At 65.2% G+C, this 21388-nt stretch carries 14 protein-coding genes and 3 pseudogenes; 9 read left to right on the top strand and 8 right to left on the bottom strand.

Features of this window, described 5'->3' with window-relative positions; translation table 11 throughout:
* Nucleotides 1-324: 324 nt before the first annotated feature.
* The gene (locus ABIG06_RS20160; RefSeq protein WP_370138341.1) at nt 325-1761 is read right to left on the bottom strand and encodes a lipopolysaccharide biosynthesis protein; all 1437 of its coding nucleotides are present in this window, start codon (nt 1759-1761) and stop codon (nt 325-327) included.
* A 263-nt stretch (nt 1762-2024) separates the two neighbouring features.
* Between ABIG06_RS20160 and ABIG06_RS20155 the strand changes: the two genes are divergently transcribed.
* Nucleotides 2025-3113, top strand: a complete 1089-nt coding sequence (locus tag ABIG06_RS20155; protein WP_370138339.1) for a glycosyltransferase — start codon at nt 2025-2027, stop codon at nt 3111-3113.
* Complete coding sequence (locus ABIG06_RS20150) at nt 3110-4177, top strand: endo-1,4-beta-xylanase (protein ID WP_370138338.1); 1068 nt, start codon at nt 3110-3112, stop codon at nt 4175-4177. Before ABIG06_RS20155 ends, ABIG06_RS20150 begins: the two co-directional genes overlap by 4 nt.
* A gap of 11 nt (nt 4178-4188) precedes the next feature.
* Here the strand turns inward: ABIG06_RS20150 and ABIG06_RS20145 are convergent, their stop codons facing one another.
* From ABIG06_RS20145 to ABIG06_RS20135, 3 genes and pseudogenes are all read right to left on the bottom strand, one after another.
* Nucleotides 4189-5139, bottom strand: coding sequence for a DUF6492 family protein (locus tag ABIG06_RS20145; protein WP_370138337.1), 951 nt, complete (start codon nt 5137-5139; stop codon nt 4189-4191).
* A gap of 95 nt (nt 5140-5234) precedes the next feature.
* Nucleotides 5235-6028: pseudogene (locus ABIG06_RS20140) on the bottom strand (protein-L-isoaspartate O-methyltransferase family protein).
* Between the two features lies 1 nt (nt 6029).
* The gene (locus tag ABIG06_RS20135; protein ID WP_370138336.1) at nt 6030-9494 is read right to left on the bottom strand and encodes an ATP-binding protein; all 3465 of its coding nucleotides are present in this window, start codon (nt 9492-9494) and stop codon (nt 6030-6032) included.
* Between the two features lie 136 nt (nt 9495-9630).
* Between ABIG06_RS20135 and ABIG06_RS20130 the strand changes: the two are divergent.
* From ABIG06_RS20130 to ABIG06_RS20110, 5 genes and pseudogenes are all read left to right on the top strand, one after another.
* Nucleotides 9631-12366 (top strand): annotated as a pseudogene (locus tag ABIG06_RS20130) (AMP-binding protein); the annotation flags it as partial.
* 124 nt (nt 12367-12490) lie between these two features.
* Nucleotides 12491-13108, top strand: coding sequence for a condensation domain-containing protein (locus ABIG06_RS20125; RefSeq protein WP_370140879.1), 618 nt, complete (start codon nt 12491-12493; stop codon nt 13106-13108).
* 72 nt (nt 13109-13180) lie between these two features.
* Nucleotides 13181-13348: a hypothetical protein gene (locus tag ABIG06_RS20120; protein WP_370138335.1), complete on the top strand. Its 168-nt coding sequence runs from the start codon at nt 13181-13183 to the stop codon at nt 13346-13348.
* A gap of 283 nt (nt 13349-13631) precedes the next feature.
* Nucleotides 13632-14363 (top strand): 4'-phosphopantetheinyl transferase family protein, encoded by a 732-nt coding sequence (locus ABIG06_RS20115; RefSeq protein ID WP_124161074.1) that lies wholly within the window; start codon nt 13632-13634, stop codon nt 14361-14363.
* Nucleotides 14360-15338, top strand: a pseudogene (locus tag ABIG06_RS20110) (LLM class flavin-dependent oxidoreductase). The gene ABIG06_RS20115 and the pseudogene ABIG06_RS20110 overlap by 4 nt, the downstream one beginning before the upstream one ends.
* A 257-nt stretch (nt 15339-15595) precedes the next feature.
* On the opposite strand, the gene ABIG06_RS20105 reads toward ABIG06_RS20110, so the two are convergent.
* The 3 genes from ABIG06_RS20105 to ABIG06_RS20095 all read right to left on the bottom strand — a co-directional run bounded on the left by ABIG06_RS20105 (nt 15596) and on the right by ABIG06_RS20095 (nt 19731).
* On the bottom strand, nt 15596-16621 hold the full coding sequence (locus ABIG06_RS20105) for a histone deacetylase family protein (protein WP_370138334.1): 1026 nt from the start codon (nt 16619-16621) through the stop codon (nt 15596-15598).
* 139 nt (nt 16622-16760) lie between these two features.
* Complete coding sequence (locus ABIG06_RS20100; RefSeq protein ID WP_199751617.1) at nt 16761-17702, bottom strand: SMP-30/gluconolactonase/LRE family protein; 942 nt, start codon at nt 17700-17702, stop codon at nt 16761-16763.
* Nucleotides 17659-19731 (bottom strand): PQQ-dependent sugar dehydrogenase, encoded by a 2073-nt coding sequence (locus tag ABIG06_RS20095; RefSeq protein ID WP_370138333.1) that lies wholly within the window; start codon nt 19729-19731, stop codon nt 17659-17661. The genes ABIG06_RS20100 and ABIG06_RS20095 overlap by 44 nt, the downstream gene beginning before the upstream one ends.
* Nucleotides 19732-19931: 200 nt before the next feature.
* On the opposite strand from ABIG06_RS20095, the gene ABIG06_RS20090 reads away from it, so the two are divergent.
* Together ABIG06_RS20090 and ABIG06_RS20085 are read left to right on the top strand one after the other, a co-directional pair.
* Nucleotides 19932-20165 (top strand): DUF6894 family protein, encoded by a 234-nt coding sequence (locus ABIG06_RS20090; RefSeq protein WP_124161069.1) that lies wholly within the window; start codon nt 19932-19934, stop codon nt 20163-20165.
* A 10-nt stretch (nt 20166-20175) separates the two neighbouring features.
* A complete protein-coding gene (locus ABIG06_RS20085) occupies nt 20176-20352 on the top strand; it encodes a hypothetical protein (RefSeq protein WP_199751614.1) in 177 nt (58 codons plus the stop codon).
* A gap of 144 nt (nt 20353-20496) precedes the next feature.
* Here ABIG06_RS20085 and ABIG06_RS20080 read toward each other — a convergent pair whose 3' ends face one another.
* The gene (locus tag ABIG06_RS20080; protein ID WP_370138331.1) at nt 20497-21270 is read right to left on the bottom strand and encodes an enoyl-CoA hydratase-related protein; all 774 of its coding nucleotides are present in this window, start codon (nt 21268-21270) and stop codon (nt 20497-20499) included.
* Nucleotides 21271-21388 lie beyond the last annotated feature (118 nt).

Genomic DNA, 21388 nt, shown 5'->3' with positions numbered 1-21388 from the left:
ATCACGCGCCAGATTGGAATCATTGGATTAAGAAATCGCAGCCGCCTTACGTTCCGTCTGTGGCGAGATTCGGCACGTTCCGGCGATAAATCACTCATATACGACGGTTTGCGCAGGCGGAAGGCGGCCTTCGGCCGGGACTGGCCCGAAGCTGGCATCGATCACTGCGGCAGAATGTCCAAGTCACCTTTTGGTGCAGCCGTATGGGCCGACACCGCCCGCTGCGCACCTTCAGGTTATTGTTCGAGCATGAACTCCGCGGAAACGCGTTGCGCGTTTGTCGCGAGGGAAAACCGCTGCGCACTTTTCCGGATCATGCTCGAGCTAAACGCCGAGCGCCTTGCGGTTCGACGTTCGCAGGAAACGCAGCGACAACGTTCGCACGTTCGCAACATTCAGCAGCCAGGCCGCAACTGCATAAGCGAGGCCGCCGGCGAGACTGACGACGGCGAGCGACACGAAGCCGGTGCCGCCCGCCTGCGATCGCGCAATCAGGATCGCGGCCGCCATCGCGGCTGCGGAGACGGCAACGCCGGCGAGACGATTGAACTCGAACGGGACCGGATAGGCCCGATGCATCAGGACGGCGGCAACGAGGAAGCCGATCGCCTCGGTCGCCAGCGTCGCCAGGGCCGCGCCGTAAAGGCCGTAGCCGGGGATCAGCGCGAACATCAGGGCGACGCTGATCACCAGCGTGAGAAAGGATTGCGCCGCCAGCATGAAGGGCCGTTCGGCGAGCTGGAAGCTGATCTGCACGTAGAACTGATTGGCGATACCGAAGAAACGGGCGAGCACCAGCGTCGGCAGCAACGCCGAGACGCCGGCGCGGAAGTCGATGCCGACGAGCGTGCCGGCCACCTGGTCCGCGGCGAGCGCGAGCCAGACCGCAACGGGCGCAACGACGACGAGCAGGAGCTCGAGGCTTTCGGTCAGCCGCTCCCGCGTCGTCTCGCCGTTCTTCTCGGCCAACGACCGGAACACCAGCGGCACGGTTGCCGCGGCAACGCTGGATGCGATCATGACCATGAACTGGCGTGGCAGATCGGCGGCAACGCCGAAGATGCCGGCAGCGTCCTTGCCGAGCAAATAGGCGACAATGAGCCGGTCGCAGGCCGAATAGACGGCAACGGAAAGCCCTGCCAGCGTCAGCGGCAGGCCGTAGCGCGCCAGCTGCATGAACTGGCTGCGCTGGAACCGCGCGATCCTGGTGCGGTCGCCGATGAGGTTCAGGATGATGCCGGCGAGCGACCCGAGACCAAACGCGGCGAGCAACCCCAATCCGCCCCAGCCGAGCCAGATGGCAAGGAGACCGAAGCCGACGCTGGAGACGCTGCGCACGATCGAGATCGCCGCGAAGCGGTAGGGGCGCAATTTGGCGCGCTCGAACTCCTGGCCGACATCGACCGCGTTCGCCATGATCGCGACGAACATGCTGGCGAGCAGCAGCTCGACACTGACGTCGCTGCGGAACAGGACAACCAGCGGGGTGGTGGCGCAGAGCACCGCGGCCGTGAGGGCGAAGGCGACCATCGCCGTGCCGCGGAAATCGACCTCCGCCGACATCGCCTGATAGCGGGACACCGACAGCTTGATCCAGGCGAAGAAGATCGCGCCCAGAATGCCCGCAAGGCTGATGCCGACGACATAGAGGCCGTACTCGGCCGGACTCAGAAGCCGCGTATAGGCGGTGACCGCGAAAAAGCCCACCGCCGCAGGCAGGATGTAGGCGACCAGGTAAATCGAGAAATGGCGGTTCAGCATGCGAGCACGGGACCGTTGGCGGTCATCAGGATTAACGAGACGTTAAGGCAGTTGGACTTTGGTGTGACAATCGGATTGTGCGGCTGGCATCGGCGAAGATAGCCGCACAAGCCCGCAAATCGGACCGCGAATGGAGCGCGCGGGCGGTTATCGCGCGTTAGCGTTAAATTTGCCCTGTCCTTGAAGCGGCCGGCGTGATCACGGAAAAGAAGCAATGATGGCGAAGCGTCGCTCGACTCCTCCGATGCCCTGAAGTGACCGACATGGACGTTGCCGAACCAACCCGGGTGAAACCGGCCTCGCTGCCGCGTCGCAGCACCAACGTGCCTACGGTTCCTTCGGATTTCGGCGCAGGAGGCCGCGACAGGATGGTCCTCAACCTCTTTTTCGAAGAACGGGACGACCGCTGGTTTCCCGGCGACCGTCATCTCCGGCCGCTGCTGCGGCGTTTGCTGCTGGGCAAGTCCTTCATCAGCGGACAGCGGCGCGTCCTGCTCAATCTGTGCGCGGGCCTCGACCGGCTCGGCATCCGTTACCGCGTCAACGACTATCACTACATCCGGAAGCACCCCGAGGAACTGGCCTGCATCATCGGCCGGCCGTTCGTGCTCGACTGGTTCAAGTGGAAGAACCCGCTCCTGCTCGGCGTCGCCATGTATGACCATCCGATCGATGCGCCGGAGAGCCTGAAGGACCTCGATGTGAGGCGCGTGCTGGTGCCGTGCGCGTGGTATGCCGACATGTTCCGTCCGCACTGGCCCCACGTCGGTGCCTGGCCCGTCGGCATCGAGACCGATCTGTGGACACCCGCGCCGGCGGATCAGAAGAGCGTCGACGTGCTGCTCTACGACAAGGTCCGCTGGGATCAGGGACGGTACGAGCGAGAGCTGATCGAGCCGATCCGCAGGCATCTCGCGGCAAGCGGCCGTACCGTCGAGGTGATCCGCTACGGGCACTACAAGGAAGACGATTACAAGGCCGCGCTGGCGCGTTGCCGCAGCATGGTCTTCCTCTGCGAGCACGAAAGCCAGGGCATCGCCTGCCAGCAGGCGCTGTCGAGCGGCGTTCCTGTCTTTGCCTGGGACCGTGGCGGACCGTGGCAGGATCCGAAATATTTTCCGGACAAGGTGAGGTTCGAAGGCGACGTGTCCTCCGTTCCCTATTTCGACGGACGCTGTGGCATGACCTTCACCGATGCGAGCGGGTTCGCCGCGGGCTGGGACCGCTTCTGGTCGCACGTCGGCGCGGGGGACTTCGCGCCGCGCGACTATGTGCTGGACCACCTGACGCTCGAGAAGGGCGCGCTTCACTATTACGAGATCGCCGAAGCAGCGATGCAGCGTCACGCGTGACCAGGATCGACCGACGCGAATTTCTCCTCGGCAGCGCCGCGAGCCTCGCGGCGGGCGCATCGGCGTCCGCAGTGCCGGCGTCGAGACGCGCCCAGCGCCGTCCCGGCTTTGGCGCTGCGGCGACGCTCTGGGACCTGCAAGCCGATCCCAGGCTCGGCGAGGCCATCAGCACCTATTGCACCCAGGTGGTGCCGGTGCTCGAGCTGAAATGGCCGATGTTGCGGCCGGACGCGCATACGTTTGCCTTCGAACGCGCCGACGCGATCCTGGATTTCGCGCGAGACAACGATCTGACGATGCGCGGCCACGCGCTCGCCTGGTATCACGACATTCCGGACTGGACCAAGCAGATCAAGACCACCAAGGGCGTCGAGCGCGCGTATCGCGACCACATCGGCACCGTGGTGTCCTACTACAAGGACAAGCTGACGTCGTGGGATGTCGTCAACGAGCCGATCCCGGACAATCCCCGCAGTCCGAAGGACCGGCGCGACACGTTCTGGACACAGCATCTGGGTCAAGGCTGGATTCCATTGGCGTTCCGCACGGCGGCCGCCGCCGACCCCTCGGTCAAGCTCGCGATCAACGAATATGACATCGAGTCGGCGAAAGACTCGTTCATCGCCAAGCGGGCAGCCTACCGCAACCTCATCATGGACCTGCTCGATCAGGGTGTTCCGCTGCACGCGGTGGGGCTGCAATCGCATCTGCACGCCGAGCTCGAGATCGACACGCACGGGCTTGCCGCGTTCGTGGCCGAGCTGCGGTCCTGGGGGCTAGAGGTGCTGGTCACCGAGCTCGACGTCGACGACCAGAAGCTGGCGGGCAATCCGGCAGAGCGCGACGCCATCGTCGCCAAGCGCGTCGACGATCTGCTGACGGCGATCTCGACCAGCGGCCCGGTGCGCTCGATCCTGACCTGGGGCATCTCGGACCGTTACAGCTGGATCAACGGCACCTTCTCCCGCAAGGACAAGCAGCCGAACCGTCCGCTGCCGCTCGACGGCGAGTTCAAGCCGAAGCCGTTCATGGACGTCATCGGCAAGTTCACGAGGGACACCTGAGGCGCTGGTCCTCAGCGTGTCCTCGGCGTTTCGAACGCGGGCGCATCTCCGATGTGATCGGGAGCAAGGCTCGGACTGCGACGGTCGCGCGAAGAGAGGCGGAACACGTCACGAATGTCGTCGACCGAGGTCGACGAATAGGACTGGATGCAGAGCGCGACCTGCTCGGGCGAAGCGGCCCGCATCATCGCTTCGATGGCCGGACGGTCGAGGGGCGTGTCGTCCCAGTGCGAGGCTGCGATGCTGTCTTCAGTGACCCGATGCCTCGCCAGATGTTCCGGCGAGTTCGCGACGAAGTTCCCGTAAAGCAGATATTCGGAGAACTTCTTCTTCCGGCACAACGCCAGAGCCCAGCTCAAGCCCGTCGCCGACTTGATGGCGTCGGTCATCGCGCGCGCGGTGTCCTTGTCCCAGACCAGCGCGTTGCCGACATAATCGTCCGCCGGGAATGAGCGCTGCTCGATCCCCAGAAGCTGATCCACGGTGCGGAGCCACACGCCATGCACCGGGTGGTCGGCGCCGATCGCCTTGGGCGTGACGTAGAGCGGCGCCTTCTCGTCGCCGGCATATCGGCTGACGTCGAATTCGCGGAAGAACAGATTGTCCGAATCCAGGATGCAGACGCGCTGCTCGGACGCATTGAGAACGCCTGCGATCTTCAGGATCTGCTGGATGTGCCAGCCATGCACGGGCGACGACAGCAGCGAGAGCCAGACACGCCGGCTGCTGAGGAACTGGAGGGCCGGCGGCACCGCGAACAGCCATTTCGGCAGGTAGTGCGAGGCCGGAACGATGACCCTCTTGTCGGAGGCGAACCGCGCGAACAGCGGAACGTCCTCATCGTTAACGAGAACATAATGCCGCGTATATCCCGAGAGCCAGGTGTCGATGCTCTCGCTGAGCAGCGAAAAGCGCTCGATATCCTTGGCGTAGCTGGCAGTCAGCAGGGCGACGGAATGCATGGCGCGCGCTCGAATGGCAATCAGGCCGCACTCATAGCGGCAATGTGGGGCGTTGGAAACTTGCGATCGCAATCAAGGTAAAATGAAACGAAGTATTAGCCATCCGCCGGCAGCCCCTGCTCCAGCCTACGAAAGCGCAGGGGTGCCAGCGCTGATGCTCGCTGCGACCAGTCGGCGACGCGGTCGTCGAGGCCGGTGGTGCCGCGGCCATGGCCGGGGAAGATCCGGATCTGCTGGATCGCCTCAGCTTCGAACCCCCTGCCCCTGCGCGCGATCCTGAGGGCGACGCCTTCGCGATCCCGCTGCGTCAGCGGCACCAGGAGGCGGCCGCGGGGGCGGAGCGACTGAAGCCAGAGCAGGTGCGGCTGCGGGAAGCCGGCATGGACGATGATGACGTCGGCGGGCTCGCCGACGTCCTTGCATCCGTCGCCGTTGACGACCGTGACGTTGCGATATCGGCGCAAGTGGTTCGCCGCCCGGGCTGCGAGCCGCCCGTCGCATTCGACCGCATGTACGCCGCCCTTTGGGCCGACGATCACCGACAGCACCGCCGAGAAATAACCAAGACCGCAGCCGATCTGCACGACGCGCTCCTTCTCCCTGACGTCGAGCACGTCGATGAGATGCGCCCACAGGCTCGGCAAGCCGGTGTCAAGCCTGCGGCGGACGTCGATCGCGACCAGCACATTGTCGTAGAGATGAACCGGATCCGCGTCGGGCGTCAGCCGGTAGCTGCGCGCCGCCTCGCTCTTGATGCGCCAGGGCCCCCTCGGCAGAAAATCCTCGCGCGGAACAGTGGCAAGCGCCTCGAGCAGGCGGGGCGAGGAATCCGCTCGCGCCTGGCAATCCTCTCCACGTAGCGCGCACGCGCGGCGGCAAGATCGCGCATGTCACAGATCGGCCTGTTCGCGCACGGGCGTGTCGGTCCCAAGCTCGGCCACCAGCTGCATCGCCTGCGTCAGGTCCGGCGTGCAAAGACCTTCGCTGAACTTGCCCACGACGGGCACGAGCAGAAGACTTGCGTGCTCGCGCCTGCCGGCCTCGAGCAACAAGCGCGCGAGGCTGACGGCGGTACGAAGCTCCCAGGACAGCGCACCCTGCTTGCGCGCTGTCGCAAGCGACTGCGCGAACAGCTCCTCGGCCTCCTGCACCGAGGCCGGATGGCCATCCGACAGGGTAATCTCGCCTTGAAGGCGATAGACCTCGGCGAGATAGGAATGATCACCGGTCCGCCGCGCGGTTGCAAGCGCGCCGTCCAGCGCGCGCGAGGCGGCATCCCGCATCCCAATCTTGGCATAGGCTTCCGCGAGCAGGCAGCGGAACCAGCAGCCGGCGAGCCAGGAATCCATCGCCTCGTACTCGTCGAGGCCCAAGCGCATCTGGCTGAGGCCCTCGTCGGTCTCGCCGAGCTGCGTCAGCGCCCAGCCGCGCAGGATCGTCGCCTGCTGCTTCCAGTGCAGGAAATTGTGCTCGCTGGCGATGATCATGGCGCGGTTGGCGTGGTCGCGCGTACCCTCGACGTCGCGCAGATGCTGGCAGAGATAGGCGCCGAACACGAGCGCAAAGGCGAGCGTGAAGGGATGGCGAATCTTCTCGGCATTGGCGATCGCCTGCTCGCTGTGCTGGCGCGCCGCGTCGGGCCGTCCGAGAAACCAGAGCAGATAACCGAGATAGGACAGCGAGACGACGCCGGGATCGGTGCCGTGCCGCACCATCAGATCGGAGTGCAAATCGGGGCTGTAGAGATTGATGCAGCGGTGCAGATGATGCTGCGAGGCGGCAAAGCGACCGCGATAGAGCATGGTCATCGCGATCGAACGGTGCGCCTCGATCAAATACCCGGTCTGCTGCGCCGGCCGCGAGCGCTCGTTCAGCCGCTGCCGCTTGGCGAATTTCAACAGCTCGACGCTGAGATCGTGCGCGCGGGTGAGATCGGCGCGGATGAAGTGGCACACCCAGAGTCCGCGAGTGGCTGCGAAGACCTTTTCGTCGTCATCGAGCTGATGACCGAGCTCCAGCGCGCGGATGTAGTTCTCCTCGACTTCCTGCACCGCATAGCCCTTGGCGGCAATCAGCGCGTTGCCCAGCGCGATGCGCAGCTCGAGCTCCATCTCGTCGGCCCCCGGTATGCCCGCGTTGGCGTGCACGACGCCGAGGCCGCGGCGCAGATGGCCGATCGCCTCCAGATTGGCGCCGTTCCTCGCCGCCTGCTTGCCGGCCTTGAGCCAGAAGCCGGCGGCGCCCTCGCTCTGGCCGGATTCGGTCAGGTGATAGGCGAGCAGCTCCGGCTCGCGCTCGGACTTCTCCGGATACATTTCGGAAAGCACCTGGGCGATCCGGGAATGCAGCTTGCGCCGCTCGCTGTGCAACAGGCTCGCATGCGCGGCGTTCTGGATCATCACATGCTTGAAGGAGTAGAGCGCGTCCGGCGGGTGGCCGCGGCGCATGATCAGCCCTGCGTCCTCCAGATGATTGAGCGCCGCCACGATCTGCTCGGCCGGCGTGTTGGCGACGGCGTGCAGCGTCTCGTAGGAGAACTCGCGGCCTACCGTGGCGCCGATCTGCGCGATGCGCTTGAACGGTCCCATCCGGTCGAGCCGCGCCATCAGAGAGTCGGTCAGGGTTGCCGGGATTGCGAGCTGCCGCCATGGCCCGGACAGCACGTAGCGCCCGTGCCGCTCGGTCAGGAGGTCGGATTGGAGAACTGTCTTGGTCAGCTCTTCCAGAAACAGCGGCACGCCGTCGGTCTTGACGATGATCTCCTCGACGACCTCCTTGGGCAGCTCGCGTCCTGCCACGCGCTCGACCAGCGTCGTGCGCAATTGCCGGCTCAGGCGGTTCAGGACCACGGTGGTGATGTGCGAATGCGCGCTCCAGCTCGGCTGGAATTCGGAGCGCGCGGTGATGATGACCAGGATCGGCCGATTCTGCACGCGGTCGACCAGAAGGTCGATCACCTCCCGGGACGTCGGGTCGATCCAGTGCAGGTCCTCGAACGCGATCACCACCGGCATTTCGCGCGCAAGACCGAGGAAATGGTCGACCAGCGCCACAACCGTCGCATCCTTCTGCTGCTGCGGCGACAGTTCGAGCGGCGGATAGCGGTCTCCGGTCGGTATCGACAGCAGCGCGGCAAACAGCGGAGTGACCTGCTCGATGTCGCCATGAGCGGCGGCGATCGCGGTCTCGAGGCCCGCCAGCGACAGCGCGGACGGATCCTCGCGATCGAGGCCGAGCGAGAATTTGAGCTGATCGACGAACGGATGGAACGCCGTGGAGGTGTAGTAAGGCGAGCACTGGAGCGAAACTTGTCCGTGGCGGTCGCCCGATATCCGCTCGAAGATTTCCTGGATGATGCGCGACTTGCCGATGCCGGGCTCGCCGAACTTGACCACGACCTGGCCGTCGCCGTCCTTGGCCTGCTGCCAGCGCCCCATCAACAGCGAGATCTCCTCCTCGCGGTTGACGAGCGGCGTCAACCGCGAGCCCATCGCGGCGGCGAAGCGGGTCTCCATCCGCGAGGCGCGCACCACATGCCAGGCCTGTGCCTTCTCGGAGATCCCCTTCAGGACATGGACGCCGAGATTGCGGTAATCGAACTTCCCCTTCAGCAATGACTGCGTCGAAGCGGAGATCACCACACCGTTTGGCGGCGCCAGGGCCTGCAGGCGCGCAGCGAGATTGACGGTCTCCCCGACCGCGGAGTCGCGTTCTTCGGTGCCCTGTCCGACGAGGTCGCCGACCACGACGAGGCCGGTCGCGATTCCGATGCGGACGGCGGGTGAGTGGCCGAGCGCACCGCGCGGCTCGACCGCGTGCGCCATCGACAGCACGCGCACGATCTCGAGCCCGGCGCGCACCGCGCGCTCGGCATCATCCTCATGTGCGGTCGGATAGCCGAAATAGACCAGGATACCGTCGCCGACGAAACGGGCGGCGAAGCCCTCATAATGCTTGACCACGCGGACGCAGGTTTCGCGGAAGCTCGCAATCATGTCGCGGACGTCTTCGGGATCGAACTGCGCGGACAGCGAGGTGGAATCCACCATGTCGCAGAACATCGTGGTGAGCTGGCGCCGTTCGGCTCCGACGTCCGCCCGTGCTTGCGGACGCACCGCCTCGGTTGGCGCCTCCGCCGTTTCCGCTCGAAACAGCGCCGCCATCGCCCGCTGGATCCGCTTGCGATCGCCGAGCGGCAATCCGAGTTCGGCCAGGTCGGATTCGGTGAGGTCCCCGATCACGTCGAGATCGAGACGGTGCTGCGCGAAGAGATCGGTGTAGTGACCGAGGCCGATACCGTCGAGCCAGCGCTTCAGCTCGCCTTCCGTCCCCGTGCCCGGTTCATTCTCCAGCATGGTGATTCTGCCCGACCATCACTCCGTCGAAGGGCTCCGATGCCCCTCAACCACAGATTTTGGGGCTCAAACTTCACCTCAGACTGGACCCGTTCCCCAACTTCTTGGAAGAATAGCTCAATCGGATCAAAAGGGAATGGCGTTGTCGGACATTGCATCCGGAGCGAACGAAGGATCAGCCGGTACGACGGCCGAAACGAAAATATTCGCGCATATCAGCGGCCTTCTCGAATTCTACGCGCGCAGGACACCGCGGCGCCCGCACTCCTCGCCCCTGGCCGGCCGGTTCTCAACTACCGCGCCCTTGGCAACCGGACGCAGGATCTGATCCGGACGCTGCGCGGGCTCGGCATCGCGCCCGCGGACCGCATTGCAGTTGCGCTGCCGCGTGGCGCCGACAGCGCACTGGCGTTGATCGCGGTCGCGTCGGCCGCCGTTTGCGTCCCCGTCAACCCGGATCTGACGGCGGACGAGCTGCAACGCTATTTCAGCGAATTGAAGTTGGCGGCGCTCGTGACCCGGGCCGACGTGAACTCCGCGAGCCGCGACGTCGCAAGGGCGCTCGATATCGCGGTGATCGATTTCGTGCCGGGGCCGCAAGACGATCTCGGCGGCTGCGCGTTCATCGGCCCGTCGGTCGGGCCGGCGAGCACGAGCGGCCCCTCGCGCGGGGACGACGATGCGTTCATCCTGTTGACGTCGGGCACGGCGGCGCGGCCGAAGATGGCGCCGCTGACGCATCGCAATGTCTGCCTGTCCGCTTACAATGCCGGCCATGTGCTGTCGCTCACGTCGCGCGATCGCCTGCTCAACGTCCTCCCGCTGTTTCATGCCATGGCTTGATCTCCGGCCTTCTCACTGCGCTGGCCGCTGGCTCCAGCGTGATCTGCACCGATGGCTTCGATTCTTCGTCCTTCTTCGGCTGGATGCGGGAGCTGCAACCGACCTGGTACACGGCGGTGCCGACCATTCATCGCGCATTGCTGACGGCGGCGGAGGCGAACCCGGACCATGCCCGACCGTCGTCGCTGCGCGTGATCCGCTCGGCCTCGGCCTCGCTCGCGCCTGCGATTCTTCGAGGGCTGGAGGCGACGTTCGGCGTTCCCGTGCTCGAGACCTACGGGATGACGGAGGCGGCCTCGCAGATCGCGGCCAATCCGTTCGAGCTGCGGAAGGTCGGATCGGTCGGCCGCGCCGCCGGCCCCGAGATCGCGATCATGGACGAGACGGGCCGCACGCTTGCGAGCGGCGCGCGCGGCGAGATCATGCTGCGCGGGCCAAACATGAGCCGCGGCTATTGCAATGACGAGGCGGCGACGCAGGCTGCGTTCCGCCATGGCTGGTTTCGGACCGGCGACCTCGGCTATCTCGATGCCGACGGCTATCTCTTCATCGTGGGCCGCATCAAGGATGTCATCAACCGCGGCGGTCAGAAGATATCGCCGCTGGAGGTGGAAGAAGTTCTGCTCGGCCATCCGGCGGTGCTGGAGGCCGGCGTATTCGCCATCCCGCACCAAAAGCTCGGCGAGAACGTCGCCGCCGTCGTGGTGCTGCGGCCGAATTCCGAGGCCACCTCCGAACAGCTACGCCAGTTCGCACGAAAGCGGCTCGCAGCCTACAAGGTACCGAGCCTGATCCGCAGCGTCGCGGCGCTGCCGAAAGGCGCCGGCGGCAAGGTTCAACGCAATGTGCTGGCCGGACACATTGCAGCAGTTGACGGCAGGGACGAGACCCGGCTGCCGCGCAATGCGCTGGAGACCCAGCTCGCCGAAATCTGGGAGGGCCTGTTGGAGTTGCCGCAGGTCGGCGTCGACCAGGACGTCTTCGCGCTCGGCGCCGACTCGCTCGCAGTGACGCAGATGCGCTCGCGCCTGCGCGAACGCTTCAATGTCGACTTCTCGTTCGAGGACATCTTCGATTGCACCACGGTCGCAGCACTTGCGGCCCGGATCGATACCGCCGCAAGCCGGCGCGAGACGGCGCTGCCGGCCTGGCACCGCCTGCGGGCGCAGATGCACCGCTGTCGTTCCAGCAGCAGCGGATGTACGTGCTCTCGCGGCTCGACCCGACCCGCTACAATTACAATGTCGTCGAAGTGGCGCTTCTCAGCGGCCCGGTCGACGTCGCCGCGCTTTCTGCGAGCCTCACTGCGATTTGTGCGCGCCATGAGGCGCTGCGCACGGTCTTCATCGAACGTCTGGGCGAGCCGGTGCAGCTTGTGCAGTCATCGCCGTCGCAGTTCGAGCGCATCGAGCTCAAGCCCTGCCCTGCGGACAAGCGGCTCGCGGCGGTCCGGCGCGAGGCGCTCAAGCTCGCACAACATCCGTTCGACCTGTCCCACGAGCCGCCGCTGAAGGTCGCACTGCTGTCGTTCGACGAGCACAGCCATGCGCTGGTGGTCAACGTCCATCACCTCGTCACCGACGGCTGGTCGCAGCGGCTGTTCTGGGAGGATCTCGCCGTCCATTACGCCGCGGCGCGCATGAAGCGTCCGGTCACGCTGCCTTCGCCTGCCTTCCAGTATCGCGACTTCGCGCTCTGGCAGCAGAGCTGGGCGCAGACGCCGGCGGCGAAGGAGCAGCTCGATTATTGGAGGGCCCAGCTCCACGGCGTCACCACACTGCCGCTGCGAACCGACAGGCCTAGGCCAGGGATCTGGAGCGGTCACGGCGCGCGCCACTATCTCGAACTTTCCAAGACGCTGTCGGGTGACCTGCGCGCACTGAGCCAGACCCAGGGCGTCACACCGTTCATGACGCTGCTGGCCGCCTTCCAGTGCCTGTTGTTCCGCCACACCTCGCATGAGGACGTCGCGACGGGATCGCTGATCGCCAACCCAGGCGTCAGACTGGACGGAGAATTTGCGCGGAGCGGGCCCCGTCTTCGACGGCGAAGCGCGCCCGGGCGCATCCACCGGCCACCATCCGGTCAGCCTCGAGCGTGAACTGGTCGGCCGGCTCACGGCGTTCGCCGGCCGGCACAATTGCACGCTGTTCATGTGCCTGCTCACCGGCCTGAAGGGCATGCTGCTGGCGCGGACGGGCCGCACCGACATCGCGGTCGCGACCTCCATGGCCAATCGTGCCCAGCCGGACACCGACCGCATCATCGGCCCGTTCGAGAACACGGTGATCGTCCGTACGACAATCACGCCGGAGCTGTCGTTCGCACAAGCCCTGATGCGGGTGCGCCAGAGCGTGCTCGATGCGCATGCGCGGCAGGAGTTGCCGTTCAACATCCTGGCCGACCATCTGGAGCAGGAGGGGATCGATCCGGCCTCGCTGCTGCAGGTCTACTTCACGCTGCAGAATCCGCTGCGCCAGCCGCTCGATCTGCCGGATCTCGCGACAGCATCGATCGGCAACATCGCGCGCGAAGGCCAGCCGGTGCTGCCGATCGACCAGACCCGGCTGTCGCTGATGCTCAAGGAGCGGCCGACCGGCATCACCGGCTCATGCAACTACAAGCGCGAGTTGCTCGAGGGCCGAATGGTCGGCGAGTGGATGGAGGATCTCGTCGCGCTGCTGACGGCGGCCATCGCTCAACCCAACACGCCGCTCGGCCGGCTGTACGGATTCACGGCCAAGCCTGTGAATGATCAAGTTGCGTCTTGATTATTCGGTGTCGCCGCGCAAGATTGTTCCCGCAGTTTGATTTGGGCGACTATTTTCAACCGGGGGAGTATTATGGGTTTCATCAAATTTACCAAGGGCACCTCGTTGAGCGACAAGGACCGCAAGGCCCTCCAGAAGCTGCTGACCGACGAGAAGAAGCTGCAGTCGGCACTGAAGGAGGTCGACGCCAGTCTTTCCATCCTGGGTGAGTCGAAGAAGGCCAAGAAGAAAAAGAAGTAAAATTCGCCGGCCGACGCTGCAGAAATCTCCAGACTTCAATGTTCGGCTTTCAGTTTTCGGACTTTGACTTTCGGTCTTTCGTTTTCGATTTTTAGTTTTCGGTCGTGGCCGCTCGCTGGTCGAGTTGGGGTCTCGCACAAGCTTGCGCCTGTAAACCGGCCTGCAAATCGACAAGAATTCGCCTGGGTGGATCGTTAGGAACAGTCCACTTGGTGATTCTTGCTCAGTTGAATTTTCCGTCGGGACCGGGGATTGGCCTCGCCTGACGCCATGGGCCCAATTGATGGCGGACGACAGAATTGAACTCTTTGTCGGGCTGATCGAGACCTTTGACGCCCCGGGCGCGGCCGAGGCGTGCCGGCGCCTGCTCTCGGTCGACGAACGGGCCCGGGCCGATAGATTCATGTTCGAGCGGCACCGACGGCAATACATCTTCGCACACGCCATGCTGCGCCTCGCGCTATCGCAGGTCGCGCGCAACGTCGCCCCCTCCGACTGGTCCTTTGCCGCGGGCCGCTATGGGCGGCCGTTTGTCGCAGCGCCTGTCACCTCGACAGCGCTGCATTTCAGCCTGTCGCATGCCGACGGCTGCGTCGCCTGCGTGGTGTCGCGGCATGAGGCCGTCGGCGTCGACGTCGAAGCCGTGTCGCGGCGCGTCGCCCCGCTGTCCACCGCGCTCCGCTTCTTTGCCCCGGAGGAGGTCGAAACGCTGCGCGGACTGCCGGAGCCCGCGGCCATCGAGCGCTTCTTCGACTATTGGACGCTCAAGGAGGCCTATCTGAAGGCCAGGGGCTTTGGACTCAATCTGCCGCTCGACGCCTTCGCGATGCAGGTGTCGGGCAAGGCCATCGAGATCAGCTTCAAGCCGGACATCGTCGACGATCCGGACGGCTGGCGCTTCTCGCTGTGCTCGCCATCGCCCTCGCACCGCCTCGCGATCGCCGACGGCTCCCGTGCGGCCGGCGGCCTTCCCATCAGCCGCCACGCCTGGCCGCTCCAGCAAGCGGCTGAATGATGCCGCCGCGGCTGCGCGTCTTTCCCGCGATTTCACGCAACCGCGATCCCAAGGCCTATATCGGCGAGCTGATGCGGGTGGCCCGATTCGCCGACCGCTACGGCTTCGAAGGCATCCTGCTGTTCGAAGGCAACGACGTGTTCGTCGAGCCCTGGGCGATGGCCCAGCACATCATGACAGAGACGACACGGAGCTCGCCGCTGATCGCCGTCAATCCGGTCTATATGCACCCGTTCACGACCGCGAAATTCGTTTCGTCCTTCGCAGCTCTACGGCCGGAAGGTCTATCTCAACATGATCACGGGAACGGCGATCAGCGACTTGCGGGGACTTGGCGACGACCAATCGCATGCCGATCGTTACGTTCGGCTCGGTGAATTCGTCGCGCTGACGCACCAGTTGCTGGTAAGCCCGCGGCCCGTGAATTTCGAAGGCCGGTTCTACCGCGCCAGCAATCTGCAACTTCGTCCGCGCCTGCCCGCGGAGCTGATGCCGGAGTTCTTGATCGCCGGCCAATCCGAGGCGGCCCAGCGCATCGCGAAGGAGACCGGCTGCATCAAGATGCAGATGCTGCCGCCCGATCTCGATCGCGGGCTCGACGTATCAGGCCTGAACTTTGGAATATTCGCGCGCGAGGGCCGGGACGAGGCTCGGCGGGCCGCAAAGGCACGCTTCCGCGACAATCCCGATGATCGTGAGCTGCTCGCGCTCACCGTAGAGAACAGTGACTCCGTGTGGAAGCGGCGGCTCTATGAGGGCCAGAGCGGCGAGCTTCAGGACAACGGCTACTGGCTGCTGCCGTTCCTGACTTTCCAGGCCGACTGCCCATATCTCGTCGGCAGCTACGAGGAGATCGGCGCGAAGCTGAAGGAGTTTGCGGCGAACGGCCTGACCACGATCATGCTCGACATGGTCGCGGACGAGACCGAGATGCGGCATGTCGGCAAGGCGCTCGCGGCGAGCGGGATGTTTTGAAGCCTTCTCCCTCTCCCACGAGCGGCAGGGCAATCGCATATGAGGAAACGCGGCGGGAAACTCGCCTGTGGCCATCCTTCGAGACACCCGCCTCCGGCGGGCCCTCAGGATGAGGGCGCGTTTTGCGGCGAGATATCAGACCCTCATGGTGAGGAGCCCGCCAAAACGGGCGTCTCGAACCATGCGGGCCCGGCTCGTCCCGCGGCCCCCACTGCCATATGCGATTGTCCTGCCGCGAGCGGGGAGAGGCGGACGGCTCACCTCGCTTCCTCGAATCCCGCCAGCACCGACGTCAGGTTCGCGCCAAGGATATCCGAGAGATAGCCGCCTTCCTGCACGAACACGGTCGGCAGGCCCATCCTCGCGATGGCCTGGCCGATGCGGCGGAAGCCAGGCGTGGTGACGGCCAATCCCTTCAGCGGGTCGTGCTCAGAAGCATCGAGACCAAGCGCGATGACGAGCGCTCCGGGCGCAAACGACTCGATCGCCCTGCGCGCGAGGTCCAGCGCCTGCATGTAGCCGTCATCGCCGGTGCCGATGGCGAGGGGAATGTTGAGATTGGTGCCGAGACCGGGCCCTTCGCCCCGCTCATGCGCATAGCCCCACACGTAAGGATAGTACGCGACGGGGTCGGCATGGATCGAGATCGTGTAGATGTCCGGCCGAGCATAAAAAATGCCTTGCGTGCCATTGCCGTGATGGACATCGACGTCGAGGATCACGACGCGCTCGTGCTTCTGTCGCAGATGCGCCGCCGCGATCGCGCTGTTGTTGAGGAAGCAGAAGCCGCCGGCCATGTCGCGATAGGCGTGATGGCCGGGCGGACGGCACAGCGCGTAGGTCGCGTCCTCGCCGTCCATCACCATCTGCGCGGCGGTGACTGCGACATCGGTCGCGGCACAGACCGCCGCCCACGTGCCCGGCCCGATCGGCGCCGCGGTGTCGGCAGTGTGCCAGCCGAGCTTGCCGACGATGTGGGTGGGATAGGTTGCGGCATGGCGCACCGGATGGATGTTACCGATCATCTCCGGGCCGGAATCCCCGAGCGCCGTCCAGGCGTCCCAGGCCTCGCTCAGGAACGACAGATATTCCGGGCTGTGGATGCGCGCGCGGGGCCCCTGCCCGAACTTGGTCGGCTCGACCAGCTGATGCTTGCCGTCCTTCAATCCCTTGAGCAGGCGGTCGGCGCGCTCGGGCTGCTCGGTGGTGCGCTTGACGACACCGCGAACCAGGAAGAATTGCGGATCGTGGCTGCGGTGCAGTTCGGTATGGACGGCTTTCACTCAAACACTCCGTGATCGCATGCTCTAAGGGTTGCCACAGATTTCTTGATCCCTGCGGCGGCCGGATGCAAGCAAGAAGAATGCCGCCCTCACCCCCACCGTTCTGCACGCCAAGGAGACCGCCTTTGAACGGCCGGGCTCAGCAGCGTCCGCGCTGGAGGCAGTGCTCGCGCCCCTGCTGGTCAGTGCGGAAGGACTCGATGAAGCCACCCTGGCGCTGAGTGACGAAGACGGTCTTGCCGTCGCTGCCGCCGAAGGCGAGGTTGGTCGGCTCCTTGCCCTTCAGCGCGACCTCCCGCTCGACGGCGCCACTGGGCTTCATCAGCGCGATCGTGCCTTTGAGAATGCGCGCGACATAGAGACGGCCGGCAACGTCGGTGCGCAGACCGTCGACGGTGTCGGGCTGAAACGACTTGACGAGTTTTGCCCCGGTGAGCTCGTTGCCGTTGATCGCATAGGACCAGATCTGGCCGCTGCTGGACTCGCCAACATAGAGCGTCCTGCCGTCCGGGCTGAGATCGATGCCGTTTGTGGTGCCCATCGCGCGCGGCGCAGCCATGACCCGGCCCTGCACCGTACCGTCGGCTTCCTTGGCGATGCGCCAGATGTGTCCCTGGCGGCCCTTCCAGTTCGGATCGCTCGCATAGATCGTGCCGTCGCGCGCGATGGTGATGTCGTTCGGCTGGTTCATGTCGCCGGCGTGAAACCAGACGGCCGGCTCGGTCGCGCCCTTCGGAATCGCGAAGATGTTGTGCTTCTTGTAGTCGGCAATGAACATGGTGCCGTTCCGATCGAAACGGATGGCATTGCCGACGCTGCCTTCGGGCAGCACCGTGAATGGCTCCGACGCCGCGCCGCCGGCCGGCAGCCTGCCGATGGTGCCGGGCTTGCCGAGATTGACCACGTAGAGGTTGCCGTCGAGATCAGCGGCCGGCCCTTCGATGCCGAACGTGTATTCGCCCGCAGGCGTCACCTGCACGCTTTCGAACAGCTTGGTGTCGGCCCGGGCGGACGCGGTCGCAATGACGAGAACAACGCTACCGCACAGGCACCAGAAATTCCTGCCGGATGTAATAGCCATCGCCGTCGGTGCACTCGCCATTCAGATAGGGATCGGCCGGCCGAAAGAAGCGGCTGAAGCCGGGTTTGTCTACAGCGCGCTTTTGTGTCACGACAACGACCTTGGCGGCCGGTATTTCGCCGCATTCCTTGTTCGTCCTGCCATAGAATTTGCGCTGCGGCGGACCGGATTTGATCCGCATCCGCGTGCCCGGAACCATTTTCGCAACGAGCAGATCCGCCGCATCCAGCAGACGTTTGTAGCCGGGCTCGGTCTTCGGCAGGTTCTCGCCGCCTGGCGGCATCAGTTTCTCCGCGCCAAGGCCGCGCAGGCGCGTGCGCAGCCTGCCGGCGTCGGGATCGCCCGGATAGATCCAGCCGTCTTGCGACAGCATGAAGCGGAGCACGGCCCCGTCCTTCTTCGTCTCCGATTGGCCCGGCGTCAGACCGAAATCGGAGTGACAGCCGACACAATGCTTCTCGACGAGACCCTTGCGCAGCATTGTGAGCCGGGCGCTGTTCTGCGCGTCCCCGGCGACGAACGCCGCGAGTTGGTCGATCATGGCCTGGCTGCGCATGTCGCAGGGGAGCGGCTGAGGCCCATCGCCCGCGGCGCGGTCGATGCGGATCACGGTCTTGTTCTTGTCCTCGACCAGCCAGATCGCGCCGTCCTCGGCCACCGTCATGCCGACCGGGGCGCCTTGCGGCCGCGCGCCATTGACACGATGCCAACCTGCAATCAGCTCCTGGAACGGCGCAGCGGCGACCTCGCCGGTATCGGTCTGGAAGCTGCGGGTCGGGTCGGCTGCGCAACTGACGTGATAGCGCACCGGTGCCGGGGCAGGTTTGGGAAAGCCGTGATCGTCGATGTCATAGACGAGCAGGCGGCTGCCGGTCGGCCGATAGCCGTGCAGGCCGACCAGCAGCTTGCCATCAAGCTCCGGGAATTTGCCGCCGTGATAGTACATCATCGCGAGCGGCGCACCGTGTGGCGGCAGCAGCGAGAGCGGCGCCTTGTAGAGCGCGTTGGCCGTGCAGAGCGATTTGTAGATCCCCGATTGCAGCACGAGCCTGAATTCGGGACTCGGCGTCGACAGGTCGTAGCAATAGGGCCAGCCATAATGCCTGCCCTGCTCGACCGCGTTGATCTCCTCGTTCGGCTTTAAGATGTCAGGCAGATCGCGACCGTTCTCGGCCTGCAGGAAGGCGTAACCGGCATTCGGAAACATCGGGTGCAGCACCAGCGCCATCGAATTGCGCAAGCCGCGCGCATAGACGGTGTGCGGCGGATCGGGATCGCCAGGCTTCAATGCCGCGAAGACGCCGCCTGCGGGCGGCGTATACAGCCAGATCGATGCCATCGCGGACGCGCCCTCGGCGGCCGCGCAAGGCCTCGTGATCGGTGCGGGCGTAACGCAGTCGTCGCTATGCGAGCCAATATTGACGAACAGCCGCCCATTCCGGTCAAAGACGAACGGCTTGAGCGGATGCGCGCTCTCGTCGATCCTGGTCCTGCCGGGCAAGCTGATCCGCCTGCCAGGCATGTGGCGGATGATGGTCTCTACCGTGCCGCGCGGATTGTCGGCGAGCGGATCGAAGCGGAAGATCGTCTCTGCGGTCGAGGCATAGAGCTTCCGGTCGGGGCCGATCACCAGCCCGAACGGATATTCGACATCGGTCAATAGCTCGTTGAAACGCCGACCCTGTGGCGCGTGCGGGTCGAGCAGCAGCAGCCGTCCATCGGCGTGACCCCAGCCGCCCATGTCGGCCACTACGAACAGGTCGCGGCCCGGCACCTGGACGATCGCACGCGGAAATTTGAGATGATCCTCTTCGCTGGCGACGAGGCCGGCGCAAAACTCCGCCTTCATGTCGATCTGGATCCGGGGAAAAGCGAGATCGCCGCTGCCGCAAACGTCCGCGCCGATCGCATAGCCGCTCTTCCTGATCGGTTCGGACGAAGCCGGAACGAAGCCGAGCAGCACGCCGGCCAACACCGCAGCAACCAAGCGCAGATTTCGCCGTTCGCCTGCGAATGTAAACTGGTTCACGGTGGCCCCCCTCTTCCCGGGACGCTTGTTCCATGACGACCGTGCTGCGTCCAGTCATCACCTGCCTGTGATCAAACCCGTTGCGGCATTGGTGGCGACCAACCTCCGTAAATTCCCTTACCGGGCTCGACCCGAATGTTTCGCGAATGCCAGAGGTGGTATCAATCTGCCATCCCAATCGCTTTCTACAGGAGGCGTTCATGGTCCAGGTCTATTTTCACTGCTCCAACACCGAGGGCACGCTGATCGACCGCTATGGCGCCGTCGTCGCCAATCTGACCGAGGCGCGCGACCACGCCGCCCAGATCATGAACTCGATGATCCAGACCCCCGGTGCCGAAGACTGGCGCGACTGGGTGATCCATGTCAGCGACGACGATGGCGAGGAGATTTTCGATCTCCCCTTCACCGCCATGCTCGGCAAGCCGCATTGAGGGTGATGCCATGTTGATCGCTTCCCTGAGCCTCCTCCGCCAGCCCCTGAGCTTCGTCGCCGTCAAATGGCAGACGCTGATCCGTGTCGCGGGCAACCCCTACCGCCCCGAGCTGCACTACATGCGCGGGCCTGGTCCGAAATGGCACGCCAAGCATCAGGCCGGCCGGCTGGACCGCATGCGCTGAGCGCTGTCGGGTTCACCGCTTTCCCACCGATCTCCCTAGCATCGTCATGGCCGGGCTTGTCCCGGCCATCCACGTTCTGGGATGCAAAGACGTGGATGCCCGGGTCAAGCCCGGGCATGACGAGATTGCGGAGCAGCCCCTCCCTCACCTCCCCGTAAACATCGCCTTGCGCTTCTCGATGAAGGCATTGCGGCCTTCGACGGCGTCTGCGCTCTTGCGGATCGTGGCCTGGAGTTCGATCTCGCGGCGGAACTGCGCCTCGTAGGTCGCATGCTCGCTCTCCTCGATCAGCGCGCGCGTTGCCACCAGGGCGCGCGTCGGTCCCTCGGCGAGGCGGCGGGCCAGCCCCAGCGCCTCGTCCATCAGCTTGGCATCGTCGACGACCTGCCGCACCGGCCCAATCTCCTGGGCGCGTTCCGCCGTCAGCGGCTCGTTCAGCAGCATCAGCTCGAGCGCGCGCTGCCGGCCGACCAGCCGCGGCAGCAGCCAGGTCGAGCCGAGATCGGGCACCAGCGCGATACGGCTGAACACCTGGATGAAGCTCGCCGACCGCGCCGCGACGATGATGTCGCCGGCCATCGCCAGGCTAAAGCCGCCGCCGGCCGCCACGCCGTTGACGGCGACCACGACGGGCACGCGGCACTCGCGCAAGGCCTTGAAGGCCGGCCAGTAGAAGCGCATGACGCCAGCGGCGATATCCTCGCCGAGCGCCTCCGAGGCCTTCAGGTTCTGGCCCGAGCAGAAGCCGCGCCCGGCTCCGGTCAGGATGAGGGCGCGGACGTCCTCCTTCGTCGTCATCTCCGCGACGGCGGCGGCGAGCGCGCCGAGCAGGTCCGGCGTCATTGCGTTCAGGCTCGCCGGCTCGTCGAGGGTCAAGATCCCGACCGCGCCATCCCGCGCCTGTTTCACACCAGCCATGCCGCGCCTCCCTTTTGATGTTCTCGTTGACCGCAATGTGCCATGGTCCGCGCGCTTCGCCAATTGCGGAGCAAGTCAGCGCAACGAAGCCATCATAAAATACAGCACAGAACATCAA

This window comes from Bradyrhizobium sp. USDA 326 (assembly GCF_049739485.1).
GTDB lineage: Bacteria > Pseudomonadota > Alphaproteobacteria > Rhizobiales > Xanthobacteraceae > Bradyrhizobium.
The sequence above is the reverse complement of the archived record's forward strand: the minus strand, read 5'-3'. Positions and strand labels throughout refer to the sequence as shown.